This window comes from Methylomonas fluvii (assembly GCF_014850975.1).
GTDB classification, from domain to species: domain Bacteria; phylum Pseudomonadota; class Gammaproteobacteria; order Methylococcales; family Methylomonadaceae; genus Methylomonas; species Methylomonas fluvii.
In genome coordinates this window covers 376,786-396,742 of sequence record NZ_JACXST010000002.1, presented here as the reverse complement: position 1 = coordinate 396,742, position 19,957 = coordinate 376,786, and the positions used below count along the sequence as shown (strand labels likewise).

Below are 19,957 nucleotides of genomic sequence, written 5' to 3'. Positions count from 1 at the left end.
TTCGGGATATTAGTTATTTAATAATTAATATTACACATTTATTAAAAATACGCTGCTATGTAATAAATTTGTAATATTTTATATTGCCTTGATACTACTTTCGTACAGTTATTATGCGACGGTTTTAAATTAGTATTTATTCAGCATTTTATGCTTATTAAGGTAGTTAAAAATTATTTTTATAATTTTTACCATTTTATTTAAATATTGCTAAACCCGTTGCGAAGCGGGGGCGGAAAGCCGCGGGTCTTGTCAATCAAGACAGCCGGGTTGCCAACCGATTTTTCCGCGGTTGTTTCTTGGATTGGCACAGGCGAATTATGACTAATAGACAACAGCACCAGCATGGCGACGCGGTATTTTTCAGATTAAATCCTATTGCGGCTTGCGTAAAGTCGGCAGTCGCGGGCAGTATGCTGATCGCTTTCGTCTCGCCGGTCTGCGCCGAATTACCGGTGCCCAGCGCGGTTTGGGCCAGTATGGGCGGCGCCAGTCGTTCCGTCATCGGCAATAATATGACCATTAATCAGGAGACCGACCGGGTTATTCTGAATTGGGATAAATTCAACGTCAGTGCCGACAGTTCCGTCGAGTTCAAACAGCCTAGCGCCAGTGCCATCGCGCTAAATAAAATCGTTGATCCCAGCAAAAATCCCAGCCAAATTTTGGGTTCGGTGACCGCCAATGGTCAGATATATCTGGTCAATAAAAACGGTTTCGTGTTCGGCAAGGATTCCGTGGTCAATGCCCGCGGGTTGGTGGCTTCGACGATGGATGTCAGTTTCGAAAAAACCTTTGATAAAGAAACCATCGGCACTGTCTCCAAGGATGGTCGCGCCGCTTTTGTAGGTTCCGGCGATTATTATCAAAAAAATACCGACGGCAGTTTTAAGCTGGATGCCGAGGGCCAAAAAGTTCCCATCGAAATCAAAGTGGAAAGCGGGGCGCGGATTAAGTCCAGCGAAGGCGGCCGCATTCTGGTGATTGCCCCGAGCATCATGAACAAAGGCGATGTGGAGTCCCCTGGCGGTCAGGTGATCATGGCGGCAGCAACCGACAAGGTGTACTTGCAGGAAGCCCCCACCGCCGATGATAGAACCAACAACGATGTGCGCGGCTTGCTGGTGGAAGTCGAAACCGGCGGCAAGGTGGAAAACTTGGGTAACATCGCCGCCAATCGCGGCAATGTCACTCTGATGGGTTTTGCCGTCAAACAAAGCGGCAAGGTGTCGGCAACGACTTCCACCAACGTCAACGGCACTATCCGCCTGTTGGCTAGGGAAGGATATACGACCAAAACCGAAGGCGGCGAGACAGTAATAGCCGCAAAAGCCACCACCCGCACGACAGATAAAGGCGATGGTTTGGGGCGTTCCGCGCAGGTGATTTTGGGTGAAGGCAGCACCACCGAGATTCTGCCGGAGGTGGAATACATTGAGGAAACGCAAACCCTGGAATCGGGCGAAACCGTCAAGGTATTGGTGGAAAAAACCGCCGTATCCGGCCAGGCGCAGCCGCAGTCTCGCGTCGAGATTATGGCCGATAAAGTGCATTTGCAAGCCGGTTCGGAAATCAACGCGCCCTCAGGCAAGGTAGCCATTACCGCGACCAAGTCACCGTTAAATCCGGTTGCCGACAACAGCCCCAAAAACGATAGCCGCATCCTGATTGATTCCGGCGCGAAAATCGACGTATCCGGCACCGACAAAGTCGTTCGTACTATGGAAAGCAATGTCCTGGAAGTCGAGTTGCGTAACTTCGAATTGAAAGATGCACCGCTGCAAAAAACCGGCATATTAAAAGGTAAGACCGTCCTGGTGGACATCCGCGAAGGCACGCCGTTAACCGATATTGCGCCCACCGTGGCGGGTATCGGCCGCACGGTTGCCGAACGGATGGCGAAAGGCGGCGAGATAGAGCTGAACTCCGAAGGCGATGTCATCCTGGAAAAAGGTGCGGTTTTGGACTTTTCCGGTGGCGAGATTACGTATCTGGATGGCTTTATTACCACCAGTAAACTGCTAGCCAATGGCCGCTTGGTGGATATTAGCGAAGCCGATCCTTTGGTGCCATACGAGGCTATTTACGGTGAGGTGGTCAAAAAATACCAAAAATGGGGTATCACCAAAGTTTGGAAAATCGACGGTCCGTTTACGCTGGCGCGATTCGAGCCGGGTTATGTGGAAGGCCAGGACGCCGGTAGCCTGATGATTAGAGCCAACAGCGCCATTTTAGACGGTGAACTATTAGGCAAAACCACCAACGGCAGGCGGCAACGGACGCTGGCCGAGCAGGCCAAGGGCAGCCGTCTGACGGTCGATACCGCGTTTACCCTGAGTAATGCGCAGGCATTGATTTTCTCCGCCGGTGTGCAAAACAGCATCAATGTGGATATCGACGAGGCTCTGCCGGTCGGCAATGACGGCTTGGCTATGGCCTTGGCCGTGGATGCCAACAAGCTGATTGACGGCGGCGTGCATACTGCGGTGTTTAAAACCAACGCCAAAATCAGTATTGCCGATAATGCGACCTTGCGCTTGGTGGCCGGCGGTAATCTGACTTTGCAAGGCGGCGCGGTTGATGTGCGCGGCAATATCGTCGGTGCCGGTGCCACGGTAAAACTGGAAACCGCCGAAACCAACGTGCCGGGGCTGCAAGGTGAGATTAATCTGGCTTCCGGCGCCACGATAGATTTGCGCGGGGAATGGGTGAACGATTTCGCCCAGCCGGCAAATTTGGATGGCAAGACGGTGGCGATAGACGGCGGTAGCTTTATTGCCAAGGCCATGGGTAATGGCGGCGGCGTGAATTTGCGCGCCGGCAGCTTGATCGACATCAGCGCCGGGGCTTGGTTGCACGAAGACCGCAGGCTGGAGGCCGGTATTGCACAAACAAGCAAGAAGGTTGGCAATGAAGAGCAGGAAGGCGGCATTGTGCTGGTCGCCGAACCTGCCATAGACAACGCCGGAGCCAACGTGTTGCTGGAAGGCGTCATGCACGCTTATGCCATGCAGCAAGGCGGTGGTTTTACCGTCAAAGCCAACGCGGTAGCCATTCGCCGAGAAGAGACGCCAAGCAGAGGCGATGGCGGCGTACAGCCTTTGCAAATTGCCACTGCGTTTTTCGGCGAAGGCGGTTTTGCCGAGTTCGATATAGGCGCAAACCTGAACGGATTGACGGTGGAAGACGGCGCCATTATTCAGTTGCGCCAACAGAACAGAGTATTGAACAACACCTATCTGCAACAGGCTAATGCCGACGGTATCGAAACGTTCTCTGATTTGACGACTTTGTTGCCGGAATTGCGTTCACCCAGCAAACTGACGCTACGAGCCGATCATGCTGCCGGGATTAATGCCAACAGCAATTTGCTGGTGGCGGCTACCGCGACGATTAACGCCGACGATTTAAGCAGCGTTAAGCTGGAATCTGATTCGTCCCTGGTTATGGACGGTCGAATCGTCGCGCCGGGTGGTACCGTGACCCTGAAACTCATTCCCGATCAAAGCGACGTAGACCCGCAATACCGCCAGGATCAAGGTATTTGGCTAGGAAGAACTGCCGGCATCGACGTATCGGGTGGTAGCCAAATTACCGTGGACGGCATGGGCCGGCGTATCGGCAGGGTCTTCGACGGCGGCAAGGTAATCGTTGATGCACAGCGCGGCTTTTTTGCTTCCCAGGCCGGCTCCTTGATTAATGTTTCCGGTAGCCAGGCCACGCTGGATTTGCCGGTTAATAATTCTGCCTCGATAGGCGCGGGTTTTGCGGCTACTTTAGTGGGTTCGCACGCCGGCAGCATCAATATTACCGCTGCCGAGGGTGCGTTTCTGGACGGCGATATGCAGGCCTTGGGGGGCGATGCGCCCGGCACCTCGGGCGGTAAACTGTCGGTGTTTCTGAACGTCGATAATCGCCGCGACTCGGACATCGAAAACTCGATCTTTTCGCGCGCACCGCGTATTTTGAAAATCTCTCAGGAACGGAATGTACCGTTTTCCGCCGTTTTTTCTAAACCTGGTGATTCTTTACCCAGGAAAGATTCGCCCGGCGACCGGTTGACCGGTTTTGGTTATCTGGCCGCTGAGCAGCTTAGCGAAGGTGGTTTTAGCTCGCTGGATCTGGCCGTGTCCGGCGAAAAAGGCGAAATACGCTTTACAGGCGATGTCGATCTAAAACTGAATAACGCTATCGCGCTGGACGCGGTCAATTTCGGTTGGGAGCGGAACACCGCTGCCGATACAGGTAAGGTGCAAATCAGCGCCACCTCTGTGACCTTGGGTTCGGACACCTATCGAGCGCCGGTATTAAAAGCCACCAACGGCGCTGGCCGGCTAGCGGTCAAGGCCGATTTGATCGATTTGGTCGGCGGCTCGGTAACGACCGGTTTTAATACGGTCGATCTCGCCGCAGACGGCGATATTCGCCTGAAAGGCATACGGATCGACAGTAAGGAACTGGATTTTGTCGGCGAATTTAAAACCTTTTCCAAGCTTAATCTCACTGCGGCGCAGGTTTACCCTACCTCCTTGACCGAATTTACCCTGGCGGTCGCCGGCGATCCGAACGGCACGCTGACTTTCAACAAAAGCGGTAAGGCTGCACCGGTGTTGTCCGCCTTGGGCAGTTTGACTGTGCAGGCACCGAATATCGTCCAAAACGGCGTACTGGCCGCACCCTTGGGCGAGATTGTTTTGGATGCGACAAAATCGGTGACCTTCGGCGCCGAGAGCGTGACTTCGGTTTCGGCCAAAGGGCAAATCATTCCTTTGGGCGTGACGCAGGGCGGCATGGAATGGCTGTTGCCTTTGGCCGGCACCGGCAACAACCTGAACGTGGTCAACCCTGATCTGAAACCGGCTGAAACGGATAAAAAGCGGGTGTTTGAAAGCCCCGAGAAAAAAATAACCGTTAAAGCCGCGCAAATCCTTCGGGAAGACGGTGCTTTGGTGGATTTATCCGGCGGCGGCGATTTATTGGGCTTCGAATTTATTCCCGGTGACGGTGGCTCGGTAGATGTTCTTGATACGGATCAACGCTTTGCGGTAGTGCCGGGTATGTCCGGTTATTCGCCGTTCGACCCCAAATCGTTTCCCGAATCCGGCCTGAAAACTGGCGACAGTATTTATATCGGGGCTGGTAGCGGCCTTGCTGCCGGTTACTATGCACTGTTGCCGGCTCGTTACGCGCTATTGCCGAATGCCTACTTGGTGTCACCGGTCGCCGGCAGCGCCAATGCAATTCCCGGAGCCAGCAGAACCCGGGTGGATGGTGCGTCTATCGTCAGTGGCTACCGGAGCGTTACCGGAACCGACATCCGCGACCAATATTGGTCGGAGTTTGTCGTCGAAGCCGGCAGCATTGCCAAAACCCGCAGCGAATACAACATCAGCTCGGCCAACCAGTTTTTCGCGGATAGGGCGGTAAACAAAGAACTGGCGATTCCGCGGTTGCCGCAAGACGCCGGACAACTGGTCTTGAACGCCAAAACCCGTCTGGAGTTACCTACCGTGGTTGCCGATGTGGTTGAGGGCGGGCGGGGCGGTTTGGTAGACATCGTGGCGGATAAATTGGCTTTGGGCGTTACTGCCGCCACCGACGATGTCGAGTTGTTGGTGAGCGATCTGGATAAGTTTAGAGTGGATAGCTTGTTGCTGGGTGCGGTGAGAAGCTTTGACGCGACGACCGGCCACACCAAACTGGATGTCATTGCCAAATCAGTGACGCTAGCCCAAAACACGACCTTGAAAGCGCCGGAGGCCTTGCTGGCTGCCAGCGAAAAGGTCACGCTTGAACGGGGGGCCAAAATCGAAGCCAGCGGCGTGGTCGCCGATACCGACAGCGAAACTGTGCTGGAGCTGAGCGGCGACGGTGCGTTACTGCGCGCGTCGGCAGGTAAACAGGCAACGATCAACCGTACCGGCACCAACGGCTTGAAAGGCGATTTGACTATAAATGCCGGTGCGGTCATTTCGGCCGGCGCGGGTTCTGTGGCGCTGGATTCGACTCGGCTAACCAAAATGGCCGGCGAACTGAACTTGGTCGGCGGTTCTTTATATTTGGGTGCGGAAACCATCAATCTGGGTGAGACCGCCGGCGTAACGAACGGCTTGTCGCTGGATAACAATCAGCTGGCGCACTTGGCGGTTGGCGATCTGGCATTAAGCAGCCGGGGTATGGTCAATTTGTACGGAGAGTTGTTGCAAACCGATGCGCTGGGTCAGCCATTTCAATTTGGTAATCTACGCATTGATGCCTTGGGTCTGGCCGGTAAAGCTAATGCCGGGAAAACCCTGTCTTTGAATGCAAAAACCCTGAGTATTGCCAACAGCAAATTGAAGGGTAGTGTATTGCCGGGCGACGGCAGCGGGGTGTTGAACGTCAATGTGCAAGAGCTGCTGCTGGACCAAGGTAAATTCCAGCTGTCCGGTTTTAGCGCAGTTAATGTGAATGCCGGTGAGCGCATGATGGGCAAGGGCGACAGCACCTTGACCGCATTGGCCGACTTAAGTGTCAGCACGCCATACGTCAGTGCTGAGAACGGCGCCAAAACCATCATTAACGCCAGTGGGCATAATTTGTTACTCACGGGTGGTAGCCAGACGCTCACCGCCGGCACCCAGGGTATCGCCGCGCAATTGCTGTTGGAAGCCGATAGCATCGGTTTGAATACCGCATTGTTGTATCAAACCGGTAACGTGTTCATGAACGCTTTGCAGGGCAATCTGAGCTTGGGCGGGAATGCATTGATTGACGTATCCGGCGCAGTTGCTTATGCGGGCTTAAGCAAGCCGCTGAATCTGTCCGGCGGCAAAATCAGTCTGAGTTCTCAGCATGGCAATGTCAGCGCCGAAGCGGGCAGCAAGCTGCTGTTAAACGCCAGTAACGCCGAGATGCTGGCCGGATTATTATCCGCGCAAGCCGGCACCGGCCAGGTGCAATTCAACGGTTTTATCGATGCTCATGGCATCGGTAAGGAAAACGGTGGCCGAATCGCCATCGATACCGGCAGTTTGAGCGCGGGCGGCTTTAGTGCTTTGAATACGGTGTTTACCGCCGCCGGTTTTAGCGGCGCTGTCGAACTGAGAACCCGCAGCGGCGATATCGTCGTTGATGCCGGGCAAACCGTGAATACTAATGCGATCAACCTGAGCGCCGACACCGGCAGTATCAGCATTGCCGGCACCTTGGATGCTGCGGGGGCGAATGGCGGTTCGGTGACATTGGCGGCGGAAGATCTGCTGACGCTGAATAGCTCGGCGCTGATTCTGGCGAACGCGCAAGCGGCGAACGGCAACGGCGGCAAGGTGAGTTTGTCGTCTATCGATGCATCCGCTGATGGCGCCGGCATTGACATCCAGCCCGGCGCGCGCATCAACGTCGCAGCGGCTGGAGCCGGCGCGGCGGGCGACGTGTATTTACGTGCCGACCGCGAGGATACCGACAGCGACGGTTTGGCGGATATTAACGTCAAGACCATTGCCGCAGGCACTATCGTTGGCGATAGCGACGTCACCGTTGAAGGCGCGCACATTTATAACAACAGCCGTATCGCCGCCGCCGAACAACTGGCGATGCATAACGATAATCTGGCTTATATGGCCGATTTGGCGGCGGCCAATATGGCTAACAGCCGCTTTGGTGCTGGTTTTACCATCATCCCCGGTGTGGAAGTTCGCAGCAGCGGCAATTTGACCATCGCCGAAACCTGGGATTTGGGGAAACTCGACAGCGGAGAAGCCTGGCGCTATGGCGCGAATAACGATTTAGTGGGGGTGTTAACGCTTAGAGCCCGAGGCAATTTGTTGATTAATGCGAATTTGAGTGACGGTTTTTCCACCGGCGTTTTGAATTCCGCCAATTTTGGACCAATCAACGTCAGCGATTATTTGCAAACCGGAGCTTCGTGGAGTTACCAACTGATCGGCGGCGCTGATCTGAACTCGGCGAACGCGATGACAGTAATGGCCTCCGCCAGTTTGTTGAGCAATGCAGGCAGTGGTGACGTCAGTTTAGCCAACGATGTCAGCGTTAGGACCGGTACCGGCGATATTGATATTCGCGCGGCGCGTGACCTGGTGTACGGTAATCAAAACTCGGCGATCTACACGGCGGGCCGGGCGGATGTGGATGATGCCAAACGCTGGGGTAGCGGTGGACCGGATTTGGCCGCGCTGTTCTACGCAGAATATCCCTTGGACGGCGGCGATATCAGCATTCAGGTGGGGCGCGATATAGACGCCAAACCGAGCACGCAATTGCTCAGCGATGCGTTGGTGCGCACCGGCGATTGGTCTAATAGTAATCAGCACAGCACGGAATTTAACTCGGAACGCCCTACAGCTTGGGGCGTTGCCTTGGGTGTCAGCGATTCCAGCGGCTTTTCTCGTCAGCATCAGCAAAGCGTTACAGCCTTCGGCGGCGGTAATGTCCGCATCAGTGCGGGGGGAAATGTCGAAGACTTGTCGGTGATGATACCCACCACCGGTAAACAGGTCGGCGAGAGGGATGCGCCGGTGGCGGACGCTACTATCATCACGTTCAAAACCAATGTGGTGGAAGTGAATGGCGGCGGAAATTTGCAATTGCAGGCAGGTGGCGACATAGCCGGCGGCGTGTTCTACGTGGACGGCGGTGCGGCGGACATTTATGCGCAAGGCTCTCTGAAAGCCGGTACCAACAAGGGTTTGAATCCGATATTGGCCTTGGGCGATGCGCAGTTTAATATCCGTGCCGGCAAGGCCATCGCGCTGGAAGCGATTGTCGATCCGATGTTCGTGACCTTGCCGGATTCGGTCGATTTGATCAATGGCTCATCGAATCGGTTTTTCCGCTACAGTCCTGATAGTAATGTGACATTGACCACGCTATCCGGCGACATCAACCTGGAAAACGACATCGCCAGTTTGAAGAAGGCCACCAATACCCAAATTTCCGAGGGATTTTTGGTTTATCCTGCCGGCCTGCACGCTTACGCACTGAATGGCAATATTGCGGTAGACAAGAGTTTTACCTTGTATCCTTCGGCGCAGGGTGGCTTGGAATTATTCGCGGCTGAAAATTTAACCGGTAAGGGCAATCCACGGATTATTCTGAGCGATGCGGAACCCGCGGCATTACCGAGCGCGGCATTGCCCTTCGTCGGCACTTCCTTAACCGACTTGGACAATGTGCTGAAGGTTCTGGATATTCAGCAGCCGCAATCGCCTACCGCGATTCATGCCAGCACACCGCTGCACGTTAATGATCCGAATCCGGTGTTGATCAGCACTGGCACCGGCAACATCGGCCGTATCGACGACGACATCGTATTCGTATTAGCCAAGCCGGCCGAGGTCAGCGCCGGTAAGGATATTGTCCGCGCCACGTTCAACATTCAACATAACAACGCAGACGCGGTCAGTATCTTTAATGCCGGCCGGGATATTCGTTACACGATTAATATTCACCCCGATACCGGTAATATTATCGAAGCGGATCAAGGCATAGACGTAGCCGGTCCCGGACAATTAACCGCGCTGGCGGGCCGGGATGTGAATCTGGGATCGTCCATCGGTATTACTTCTTCGGGTGATCAATCCAACGCCGCTTTGGCCGATGACGGCGCGAATATCACCGTGATTGCCGGATTGGCCGGCGGTGCGCTGAACAGCAATGGTTTTGCCGAAGGGTTTATGGCCAATTCCGGTAAATACGCTCTGGAACATCAGCGCTTCCTGAATCTGTTCGTACAGGAAATGCGCAGCATCACCGGCGACTCGTCGTTAAGCGCCGATGCGGCCAAACTGGCATTTAGCGGTCTATCCACGGTGGATAAGGCGCGGCTGGACAGCAAGCTGTTAAGCGTCGTGCAATCCGTGTTTTTGCAGGAAGTCAAAGCCAATGCAAGCACGCTGGCCAAAGCCACCACCAAACAGGCGCAGGATCTAGCCGAGCTAAAATTGCTGGCTACCATCGAATCGCTGTTCCCTGGCACCACTTTATTGGCGGGTAACAGTGATTACACCGTTGATGCCGCCAACGGGATATTGGTCAACGCCGATACCAGCGCCAGTAATATCTTGAATAGTTTGAATGCCGCATTACAGCAAAAGATCGAGACAGAGTTGGCGCGGCAGGGCAAAACCTTTGCCAGCGCCAGCGACCGGGAGAAAGACGACGCCCGTGAGTTGGTCAGACCCAAGCTAGGCAACATATCGCTGTTTTTAAGTTCGATACAAACTAAGGACGGCGGCGACGCCAATCTGTTTACCCCCAACGGCGGCATTACCGTCGGCTTGGCGACCGCCGATATTGGTTTGGCAAAGGAAGACGATGAGTTGGGCGTGATCGTAAAAAAACAGGGCCAGGCCAATCTGCTGGCCCGCAACGACATCGATGTGAACATCCAGCGCGTGGTGACATTGGGTAACGGCGATATTACTGGCGGTTCTACCGAGGGTGATGTCGATGCCGGCCGGAGCGCGCAAACCGCGTTGGCGGCTCCGCCGCTTAAAGTCAGTTACGACGCGGCGGGGATGCCGGTACTGGAAGTATCGCCGGTGTTGCAGGGCGGCGGTATCCGAACGGTGGGAGCAGGCGACGTGTTGTTGTTCGCGCCGCGCGGCATCATTGATGCTGGCGAGGCCGGTATTAGAGGCAATAACATCACGCTGGCGGCAACCGCCATTGTGGGCGCGGATAATATTGATGTTGGTGGCTCTGCCGTGGGCGTACCGGTGGCTGCGACCGGCAGCATCGCCGCCGGTTTGACCGGCGTCAGCAACGTGGCGGCGGCAGTCGGTAAGTCACTGGATAGCACCGGCAACGTTGGCAATGAAGCAGCCGAAAAGCTGGCCAAGGCAGCGGCCAATGTGCTGGGTATCTTGAGCGTGGATATTTTGGGTTTTGGTGAAGATAGTCCTAATTCTACTTTGTCAGATTCTCAAGGATGCTCGTCATCTCGTCGGGATTGCCGGAGCCGTTAGACCGCGTAGCGAATCCAGACCTCATGGATGTATCGAAGCTTGCCGTCCATGTTATTGGATGCCCGATTCCAGGCGGGCATGACGGCATTTGCTTAAATCTGACAAAGTAGAACTAAGCACACGTCTATCAATGTCGCGGTTTTGAATCTGCTTGGCTGCTTAGAGATAAAGCGGCCAAGCATTTTTTTTGCGAATTTTTCGATAGCTTTCGCCTCGTCATAATCATGTAAAAAACCCTTGTGATAATTGCCGTATAAATTTTGATCTGAGAGTAAGCATGAGACGAATCGGTTTTTTAGTGATCACCCTGTTGATGATGCCAGGCCTGGCACAAGCCTGGTGGAACGACGACTGGGGTTATAGAAAAAAAATAACCATAGATGCCCAGCAATTGCAGCAGGGCGGCGTGACGCCGGTAGCGGAAGGCTTGGTGCTGGTGCGTCTGCATACCGGCAATTTCAGCTTCTTCGCCGATTTGGGTGAAAACGGCAAAGATCTGCGCTTCATGGCCGGCGACGATAAAACCCCGCTGAAGTTCTATATCGAAAAGATCGATACGGTCAACGAGATGGCGCTGATTTGGGTGAAGTTGCCTAAAGACATTGCAAGTGCTGATGAGCCGATGTTCTGGATGTATTACGGCAATCCCAAGGCTGTGGATGCTCAGGAATCTGCGGGGATATTCGATGTGGCACAGGCGGTTGCTTATCACTTCGAGGCTGGTCCGGTGAAAGACGCTACGGCCTACGCCAATCAACCGGCCACCGCTACTCAAACGGTTTTGGAAGGCGGGGCCATTGGCGAAGCGGGTGGTTTTAACGGCAGTCAATCGATACGCATCACGGCAACGCCTGCGATTCAAATGGCTGTCGAATTCGGCTGGACCGTTTCGACATGGGTAAAAATCGATCAGGCGCAAACTGACGGGGTGATATTTGCGCGCGATGGGCTGATTTTATCTGTTAGAGGTCAAACCCCGGTTTTGGAGGTTAATCGCAAGCAGTTGGTCAGTTCCGCCGATCTGAATTTGGCTACTTGGCAGTATTTGTCGGTCGCCGGTAATAAGGACGGTTTTACCTTGTATGTGGATGGTAAACCGGTTGGTATCTTACCGGCCAGCGTGCCGTCGCTGTTGGGTGATATGAGTATCGGCGCGGCGGTGGATGGTTCGCGCGGCTTGGTCGGCGCGATCGACGAATTCGGCATCGCCAAGGTCGCTCGCGATCAAAATTACCTGCAATTCGCCGCGCTGATGCAGGGCCAGTCGTCGGCATTGTTGAACTACGGCGAAGACAGCACGCCAGACAGCGAAGAGGGTGGTGAGTCTTATTTGATGTCGACGCTGGATAACGTCACCGTGGACGGCTGGGTCATCATCGGGATTCTGGGGGTGATGTTTGTCATCAGTACGCTGGTGATCGTCAGCAAGGCGATTGTGTTGAATCGCACGCTTAGTGAAAACAAAAAATTCGAAGAGGCTTTCAGCCAACTTGGCGCCAAAAATATTACCAATCTGGATCACCAGGACGAAGAAGACCAAGCGGATTACGACGAATCGCCTTTACTGCTGTCCTTGACCGGCAATCATGCGGCTTTTGCGGGTTCTTCCATTTACCGTATCTACCACGTCGGCGTGCAAGAAATGAACAAACGTCTGGCCAAAAGCGTGGGCGCTGAAGCGGCCGACCAGGGCTTGTCCGCCCAGGCTTTGAATGCGGTAAAGGCCTCGATGGATGGCGTGTTGGTCCGGGAACTGCAAAAACTTAATTCGCAAATGGTGTTATTGACTATCGCGATTTCCGGTGGGCCGTTCCTGGGGCTGCTCGGCACCGTGGTCGGGGTGATGATCACCTTTGCGGCGATTGCCGCCAGCGGCGAGGTCAACGTTAATGCCATCGCACCGGGTATCGCTGCGGCTTTGGCGGCGACCGTTGCCGGCTTGGGCGTGGCGATTCCGGCGCTGTTTGCGTACAACTATTTGGGCAGCATGATCAAGGCCGTGACCGCCGACATGCACGTGTTCGTTGACGAATTCGTCGCCAAACTGGCCGAGCAACACAGCTAATCAAACATGCGTAGGGTACGCAATGCGTACCTTGCCAAAGTCTGCCGGTACGCGCTGCGTACCCTACGAAAACCCGAGAAGATTCAATGAAAGTTCAAGAAGAAAACGCAGCGTACGACGAAATCAACGTCACGCCGATGCTGGATTTGGCTTATGTGTTGCTGGTGGTGTTTATTTTGATGACCACGGCGGCCGTGCAAGGCGTGCAGGTCAATCTGCCCAAGGCTAGTAATACGCCCAGTCTGGCTAAGCCGCAAACCAAAGCCATTACCGTGACGGCGGACGGCACCCTGTTTTTGGATACCTTTCCGGTGACAATGGAACAACTGGAGTCGACGCTGATGCAATACAAGGCCGCCAATCCGGAATTGCCGGTGGTGGTTAAGGGGGACGCCACGGTCCAATACCAAAGCGTCGTCGATATTTTGGCTTTGCTTGGCAAACTGGAAATCACCCAGGTCGGTCTGGTTACCCAAAATCTGACCAAATAAAGCCTTGCGACATGTCAAACAAGAAACATTGGCGGGTTTATATTCCGATGGTCATCGCTGCCGTAATCGCCGCTATCGCGATTTTTTACGTCGTTAAAATCATTATGGAGTTCGTCGACAAAAAGCCGACGAAAAGCGAGAAAAAAATTCAGCCGGTGACCTTATTTAAACCGCCGCCCCCTCCGCCGCCACCGCCGAAAGTAGAAAAGCCGCCCGAGCCGGAGATCAAGGAAAAAATCAAGGAACCCGATCCGGAACCCGAGCCTGAGCCGGAACCCGAGCCAGAACAGGCGCCGCCGCGCGATCTTGGCCTGGATGCCGAGGGCACGGCCGGATCGGACGGTTTTGGTCTGGCGGCCCGCAAGGGTGGGACCGGGCTGTTCGGCGGTGGGACCGGTAACCCGTTTGCCTGGTATGGCGGTTTGGTCAAGAACGGCATTCTGAACATTCTCAGCAGCCACGAAGAATTGCGCCGCAAGGGCTATACCGCCATCGTCAAGGTCTGGCTGAAAGCCGACGGTTCGGTAGAGCGCATCGAACTGGCCAAGGGCAGTAACGATGCTGACATCGACGAATTGCTGGGTCGCTTGCTGAACAAGTTCGACCGGGTGGCCGAAGCGCCGCCACCGGGTATGCAGCAACCTATCAAGTTAAAAATTTCATCACGTATTTAAGTATCCACAGGTAAAACAATGGCGAATAAGAAACAGCTGATGGCCCTGGCGCTATCAGGGCTGATCGGCACCGTGCAGGCCGGAGAAAAGGAAGAGTTGCTGAAACTGCGCAATACCACCACTAATTTGATCAAGCAATTGGTCAAGCAAGGCGTGATTACCGACAAGGCTGCCAACGAGATGATCAAGCAAGCCGAAGTCGAAGCCGGCCAGCAAGTGGCCGAAGCCAAGGCAGCCGGTGTCAAGGAAGCGGTGCCGGCCGATGAAGTGCGGGTGGCTTATGTGCCTGATTTCGTCAAAGACGAAATTCGTCAGCAGGTCCGCAGTGAGCTGCGCGAAGAAGTAGTCGGCGATGTGATGCAAAAAGCTAAGAATGAGCAATGGGGCATGCCGAATGCGCTGCCGGAGTGGACCAAGCGGTTCAAGCTGTCTGGCGATATTCGTTTACGTTCCCAGCATGAGATGATGGCCAAGGAAAACATCGCCAATTCTTATATCGACTGGCAGGCGGTTAACGAAAGAGGTGGGCTTAACGCGGCGGGTGTGGATCAATTCTTGAATACCACTACCGACAGACAGCATTTTCGCGAGCGATTGCGCTTGGGCATTGATGCGGCGATTACCGATGGTATGAAAGCCGGTGTACGTTTGGCAACGGGTAATCAACGTGATCCGGTATCCACCAACCAGTCTTTAGGATTTACCGGGCAAAAATACGATTTCACCGTGGATCGGGCTTACCTGCAATACGATGCGCTCGACGATAATAAATTTAAATGGCTGACCTTGTCGGGCGGGCGGATCAAGAATCCGTGGTACACCGGCGGTGGCGAGTTTACCGGCGGTAGCGAATTGGTATGGGATACGGATTTATCTTTCGAAGGTTTTGCCGGGACCGTGCGCCACCGTTTGGGCGGGTCCGACAGCTTGATGGCTAACGACGATCACACGCATTCCGTTTTTGCGACAGCCGGGGCGTTTCCATTACAAGAATCAGCGCTGAGCAGCGATAAATGGTTGTTCGGCGGTCAAGTTGGCGTGGATTGGGGCTTTGTCAATCAAGACAATTTAAAGGCAGCGTTGGCTTATTTCGATTACGTCAACGTCGAAGCTAAGCAAAATACCAGCGTTTTAGGTACTTGCGATCTCAATACGCGCGGCAACACCGCTTCGCGGCCCGAATTCATGCAGGGCGGCAATACCTTGGCGTCGATTTGCCGAGAAGGTACCGGCGCTTTGGCCTCCAATCCGGGCATGGTCGGTTTGGCGTCTGATTACAATATCGTCAACGCCAATGTTTCCTATGAAATGACCCTATTTGCTCCTTATCATCTGCGCCTAAGCGGTGACTACGCTAAAAACGTCGGCTTTAATAAAGCCGCGGTCAGCCGGATGCTGAACGGCACTGTGGTTGAGGGTAAAACCAACGCCTGGCAGTTTAGGGCGGATTTCGGTTGGCCAAGAGCCGAAGTGGCCGGCCATTGGAATGTGTTTGCTGCATATAAGTACGTGGAGCGCGATGCAGTATTGGATGCATTCACCGATTCTGACTTCCACCTCGGCGGTACCAACAGTAAAGGCTGGTTCATCGGCGGTAACTATGGCTTGATGAAAAATGTCTGGTTGACCGGCCGCTGGTTAAGTGCGGACATCATCACCGGACCTCCTCTTGGTATCGATGTGTTGCAGATCGACGTCAATACGCAATTCTAGGTAGGTTGTCGATGAATACATTTCCCAAAGTGGCCGTATTGTTTGTGCTTATCAGCAGCGGCTGGTCCGCCAGTCAGGCCGCGCCGCGTGAGGCCGCCAAGAACGACGGCGCCGTGTTAAAGCTGCAAGCCATGGTCAAAAGCCTGACGGCTGAACGCGATGCGACAAAGGCCGAATCTGCCAAATTGACTGAGGAGTTGCAGGAGCTTGAACAGTTGAAAAAAGCCCATTCGGCAGCGGTGGCGGCCAAGGAGCAAATCAGCAGTGAGTTGTCGGCGCAGCGAAACTCCAACGGCGAAGTGCGCGAGCGTTTGGAGAAAACCAATGCCAGACTCTCAGACGTGATGGAAAAGCATAAGGAAGTGAGTCAGGCTAAAGCCGATTTGCAAGCGCAATTAACGGCATTAATTGCCAAGCAGCAAGCAACCGAGCAGCAATTGGGGGTTTGCGATACTCATAATGTGAAGCTTTACGAGGCCGCGAAGGAATTGCTGGCACGCTACGAAAACAAAGGCGCACTGGCCAGTGTGTTCCAGAATGAAGCCTTGCTGCAATTCAACAGCGTCGAGATGGAAGCTATCGTCCAGGAATATGAGGACAAGTTGAACGCCGGTAAATATCAAAAACAATCTGCTGCGGATAGCGGCACAGCGCCGGCTGGCGTCCAATAGTTTCTGTACTCAGGTGCGGCAACATGCCGCACCTCGACCCTCGCCGATTTACCGAAAGCCTTAAGGCTTGGTCGCGTAAATAAGTTAAAATCCTAAAAAGCGGCGCTCCATCATGGCGGCTAAATAATCAAACGCACGAATTATCGAGAGACTAATGACAACGAAACAAAATTTTTTAAAAAATCTAGGCATTGTTGTGTTATCGACCGGCTTGGTGGCCTGTAACGGCGCCGATGAACGGAAAGCGAAATACATGGAAGAAGGCAAACAGCTATATCAAGCGGGTGATTATGACAAAGCATTGCTTGCCTATAAAAATGTGCTGCAAATCGATCCTAAGGATTGGGAAACTCACTTCCAGATTGCGGAAGCGCTGAGTAAGCAGGGCAAAATCGAAAATGCCTTTAAGGAATACAGCACCGTGGTTGCCGGCAATGAAAACCACGTGATGGCTCGGGTGCGGGTTGGTCAGTTGTTATTGTTGAATCGAGCGGTAGATGATGCGGAAAAAATGGTCGGCGAAGCGCTGGCTAAGGAACCGGATAATGTCGAGGCTTTGGTATTGTTCGCCGGCGTCCAAGCAGCCAAAAATAACAGCGACGGCGCGATTATGACGGTGGAGCGCGCTTTGAAAAACAGTCCGGACGATGTGCCGGCGACGTTGATGATGGCCTCGATTAAAACGCGTTTGGATAAAGTAGGCGAAGCGATTGCTTTATTGAAGCAAACTATCGAAAAGAAGCCGGATAATGTTGCGTTGCGCAGCATGCTGGCTGGTCTGTACGCTAAAAACAATCAGATCGCCGATTCAGAGGCCATGCTGGTGGAAATTGTCAAACTGGAGCCGCAGCAATTACAGCATTACCGTACGTTAGCTTTGTTCCAGGTCGGTACCAAACAAGTCGATAAAGCCGAAGCGACTCTACGCGATGCGGTCAGTAAATTGCCGGACAACGATACCGCCAAAACTTATTTGGTCGACTTCCTGTTGGAAAAGCGCAGTCCGGAAGTGGCCATTGCCGAGCTGTTGCCGATGATAGAGCAAAAGCCGCAAGCGTATGAGTTGAAATTCAAACTGGCTAATATCCAGCTTTCCAAAAAGGAAATCGATAAGGCCGAAGCGACTATGAAAGAAGTCGTCGATCAGGATAAATTGGGACCCAGCGGCATCACCGCACGAAATAAATTAGCGGCCTTGTTCGCAATGACCAAGCGCGGTGACGAGGCTAAAGCCTTGATCAAGGAAGTGTTGGATAACAATCCGCGCGATGCCGAGGCTTTGACGCTACGTGGCCAGTTTGCCTTGGGTGAAAACAAAATTCCCGACGCAATTGCCGATTTTCGCTCGGTATTGGTTGATCAACCCAATAACGTCGGCGTATTGAAAATGCTGGCCGCGGCTCATCTTCGCAATAGCGAGGAAGAACTGGCTAGAGAAAACATGGAAAAAGTGGTTGCGATCGCGCCGGGTGATGAGACCGCCAGGTTGGATCTGGTCAGCTTGCATATGAAAGCTGGGCACCAAGATCAAGCCAAGCAGCAGCTTGAGGCGCTGATGAAAGCCAATCCGAAAAGTCTGAAAGGCTTGGAAGCGTTGTTTAAAACGGAGTTGTCGCAAAAACATTGGGATAAAGCCCAAGAGATTGCCAAGCAGGTGCAGCAGTTATCCGATAAGGACGCCACCGGCTTTTACATGTCCGGCTTGGGCTATCAGGCGGAAGGCAAGCTGGAAGCCAGCACAGAAGCGTTTCAACAGGCCTTGGCACGTAAGCCGGATGCGATTGAGCCTTTGACCGAGATGGTCAAAAGCTATTTGGTATTGAAGCAGTCGGATAAGGCGATCAGCAAATTGCAGCAAGTCATTAAACAGCAGCCGGATCATTTCATTGCTTACAATTTGCTGGGCGGTGCTTATTTGAACGAACAGAAATTTGCCGAAGCAAAAACAGCTTACACAAAGGCTTTGAATATCAAACCTGAGTGGTATAGCCCTTATCGGAACTTGGCCTTGATCGAGTTGGCACAAAAAAACCAAGCCGAAGCCATCAATATCTACCAAAAAGGGATTGAGAAAACTAAAGGTGCATTGGAGCTGGTCGACGACTTGGCGCGATTGTATCATCGCAACGGCCAGCATGAGCAGGTGTTGGCGCTTTACGAAGAGTCTTACAAACAGCATCCGGATTCGGTGGTCGCGGTCAATAATCTGGCCAGTTACTTGTCGGATTTTTCAGCCAGTCCAGATAGTTTGGAACGTGCAGCCAAATTGGCCGAGCCTTTATTGCAGACCAATAATCCTAATATGATGGATACGGTTGCTTGGGTTGCCTATAAACAAAACAATTACGATAAGGCTAAAGAGATATTGTTGAAAGTGATTGAACGCGATCCGCAATCGCCGATCAGCAATTATCATTTGGGTATGGTGTATTTCAAGCAAAACGATCCGGTTAAAGCCCGCGAATATTTGCAAAAAGCGGTCGATAAAAAAGTGGAATTCGATGGCTTGAGTGAAGCGAAGGACGTTTTGAGTAAACTCTGATAGGAAATGTAGGCACGTGGCTACCGCAGGTAGCCACGTCAAACCGGCTTAAACGCCGGTATAGCCGATTTTAATGTCGGTGGCTTTATTGAATACTGTCCCCAGTACGTTGGTGTCTTTTAACAAAGAGGCCGCGTGCTTCAATTGATCCGTCTTGGTATGCCCCTCGTCGATCACCAACAACACGCAATCCACATAAGGCGAAAAACCCAGCGTATCGTCGTGCGACAAAATCGGCGGCATATCGAAAATAATGATACGCGATGGGTAACGGCTTTTCAGTTCGTTAACTAGTCGTACCATTTTCGGTGAGCGCAACATCTCAGTTGAGTTGAATAAAGGTTTGCCGGCCGGCAGCACTACCAGACGCTCGATGCCCGGATTAATCAGCATGGAGCTTAATTCGGTGTCGTTCAACAAATAATCGCTAAGACCCGCGCCCGGCTGAATGCCGAACAATTGATTAATGCTGGGATTTTGGAAATTGGCATCCACCAGCAAGGCAGTGCGGTCAAGTTCCATCGCCATGCTGATGGCTAAATTCGCGGCTGTTAAGCTATTGCCGGTCCCGTCGCTGGGGCTGGTGATAGCCATGGTCTTCCATTCCATCGCATCCATTTGCTGCAAGCAGCGGGTGCGCAGCATGCGGTAGGATTCCAGCCATTTTCCAGGTAACGCCGCGGAAATAATCCGGTTTTGCTTCAGTAAGTTTTGATCCGGACTATGCACCCGAGTTTGGGTGTAAGCGATGCTGACTTTGTCGCCGGGTTGAGTGGCCAATCCGGCTGCGGCTGGATTGCTTTTTTCCACGAGGTTTTCAATGGGGTTCATGAA

The 19,957-nt window shown here is 53.3% G+C and carries 8 protein-coding genes and 1 riboswitch; of the genes, 7 read left to right on the top strand and 1 reads right to left on the bottom strand.

Features of this window, described 5'->3' with window-relative positions:
• Positions 1–199: 199 nt before the first annotated feature.
• Positions 200–278, top strand: a riboswitch (cyclic di-GMP riboswitch).
• 42 nt (positions 279–320) lie between these two features.
• From EBB_RS11300 to EBB_RS11270, 7 genes are all read left to right on the top strand, one after another.
• The gene (locus EBB_RS11300; protein WP_225587406.1) at positions 321–10,967 is read left to right on the top strand and encodes a filamentous hemagglutinin family protein; all 10,647 of its coding nucleotides are present in this window, start codon (positions 321–323) and stop codon (positions 10,965–10,967) included.
• A gap of 277 nt (positions 10,968–11,244) precedes the next feature.
• Positions 11,245–13,032: a DUF2341 domain-containing protein gene (locus EBB_RS11295; protein WP_192393960.1), complete on the top strand. Its 1,788-nt coding sequence runs from the start codon at positions 11,245–11,247 to the stop codon at positions 13,030–13,032.
• Positions 13,033–13,118: 86 nt separating this feature from the next.
• Positions 13,119–13,523 carry an ExbD/TolR family protein gene (locus tag EBB_RS11290; protein ID WP_020482301.1) on the top strand — a complete coding sequence of 135 codons (405 nt, stop codon included), beginning with the start codon at positions 13,119–13,121 and terminating at the stop codon, positions 13,521–13,523.
• A gap of 11 nt (positions 13,524–13,534) precedes the next feature.
• A complete protein-coding gene (locus tag EBB_RS11285) occupies positions 13,535–14,197 on the top strand; it encodes an energy transducer TonB (protein ID WP_225587405.1) in 663 nt (220 codons plus the stop codon).
• A gap of 18 nt (positions 14,198–14,215) precedes the next feature.
• The gene (locus tag EBB_RS11280) at positions 14,216–15,910 is read left to right on the top strand and encodes a putative porin (RefSeq protein WP_192393959.1); all 1,695 of its coding nucleotides are present in this window, start codon (positions 14,216–14,218) and stop codon (positions 15,908–15,910) included.
• Positions 15,911–15,921: 11 nt separating this feature from the next.
• Entirely contained in the window at positions 15,922–16,581 is a 660-nt protein-coding gene (locus EBB_RS11275) for a hypothetical protein (protein ID WP_192393958.1), read from the top strand.
• Positions 16,582–16,735: 154 nt separating this feature from the next.
• Positions 16,736–19,123 (top strand): tetratricopeptide repeat protein, encoded by a 2,388-nt coding sequence (locus tag EBB_RS11270; RefSeq protein WP_192393957.1) that lies wholly within the window; start codon positions 16,736–16,738, stop codon positions 19,121–19,123.
• Between the two features lie 48 nt (positions 19,124–19,171).
• Here the strand turns inward: EBB_RS11270 and EBB_RS11265 are convergent, their stop codons facing one another.
• Positions 19,172–19,954, bottom strand: a complete 783-nt coding sequence (locus EBB_RS11265; protein ID WP_192393956.1) for a CpsD/CapB family tyrosine-protein kinase — start codon at positions 19,952–19,954, stop codon at positions 19,172–19,174.
• Positions 19,955–19,957: the final 3 nt, after the last annotated feature.

Bases quoted from the DNA above. Each gene is read 5' to 3' on its own strand.
- EBB_RS11300 (WP_225587406.1), top strand. From the start codon at position 321: ATGACTAATAGACAACAGCACCAGCATGGCGACGCGGTATTTTTCAGA.
- EBB_RS11295 (WP_192393960.1), top strand. From the start codon at position 11,245: ATGAGACGAATCGGTTTTTTAGTGATCACCCTGTTGATGATGCCAGGC.
- EBB_RS11290 (WP_020482301.1), top strand. From the start codon at position 13,119: ATGAAAGTTCAAGAAGAAAACGCAGCGTACGACGAAATCAACGTCACG.
- EBB_RS11285 (WP_225587405.1), top strand. From the start codon at position 13,535: ATGTCAAACAAGAAACATTGGCGGGTTTATATTCCGATGGTCATCGCT.
- EBB_RS11280 (WP_192393959.1), top strand. From the start codon at position 14,216: ATGGCGAATAAGAAACAGCTGATGGCCCTGGCGCTATCAGGGCTGATC.
- EBB_RS11275 (WP_192393958.1), top strand. From the start codon at position 15,922: ATGAATACATTTCCCAAAGTGGCCGTATTGTTTGTGCTTATCAGCAGC.
- EBB_RS11270 (WP_192393957.1), top strand. From the start codon at position 16,736: ATGACAACGAAACAAAATTTTTTAAAAAATCTAGGCATTGTTGTGTTA.
- EBB_RS11265 (WP_192393956.1), bottom strand. From the start codon at position 19,954: ATGAACCCCATTGAAAACCTCGTGGAAAAAAGCAATCCAGCCGCAGCC.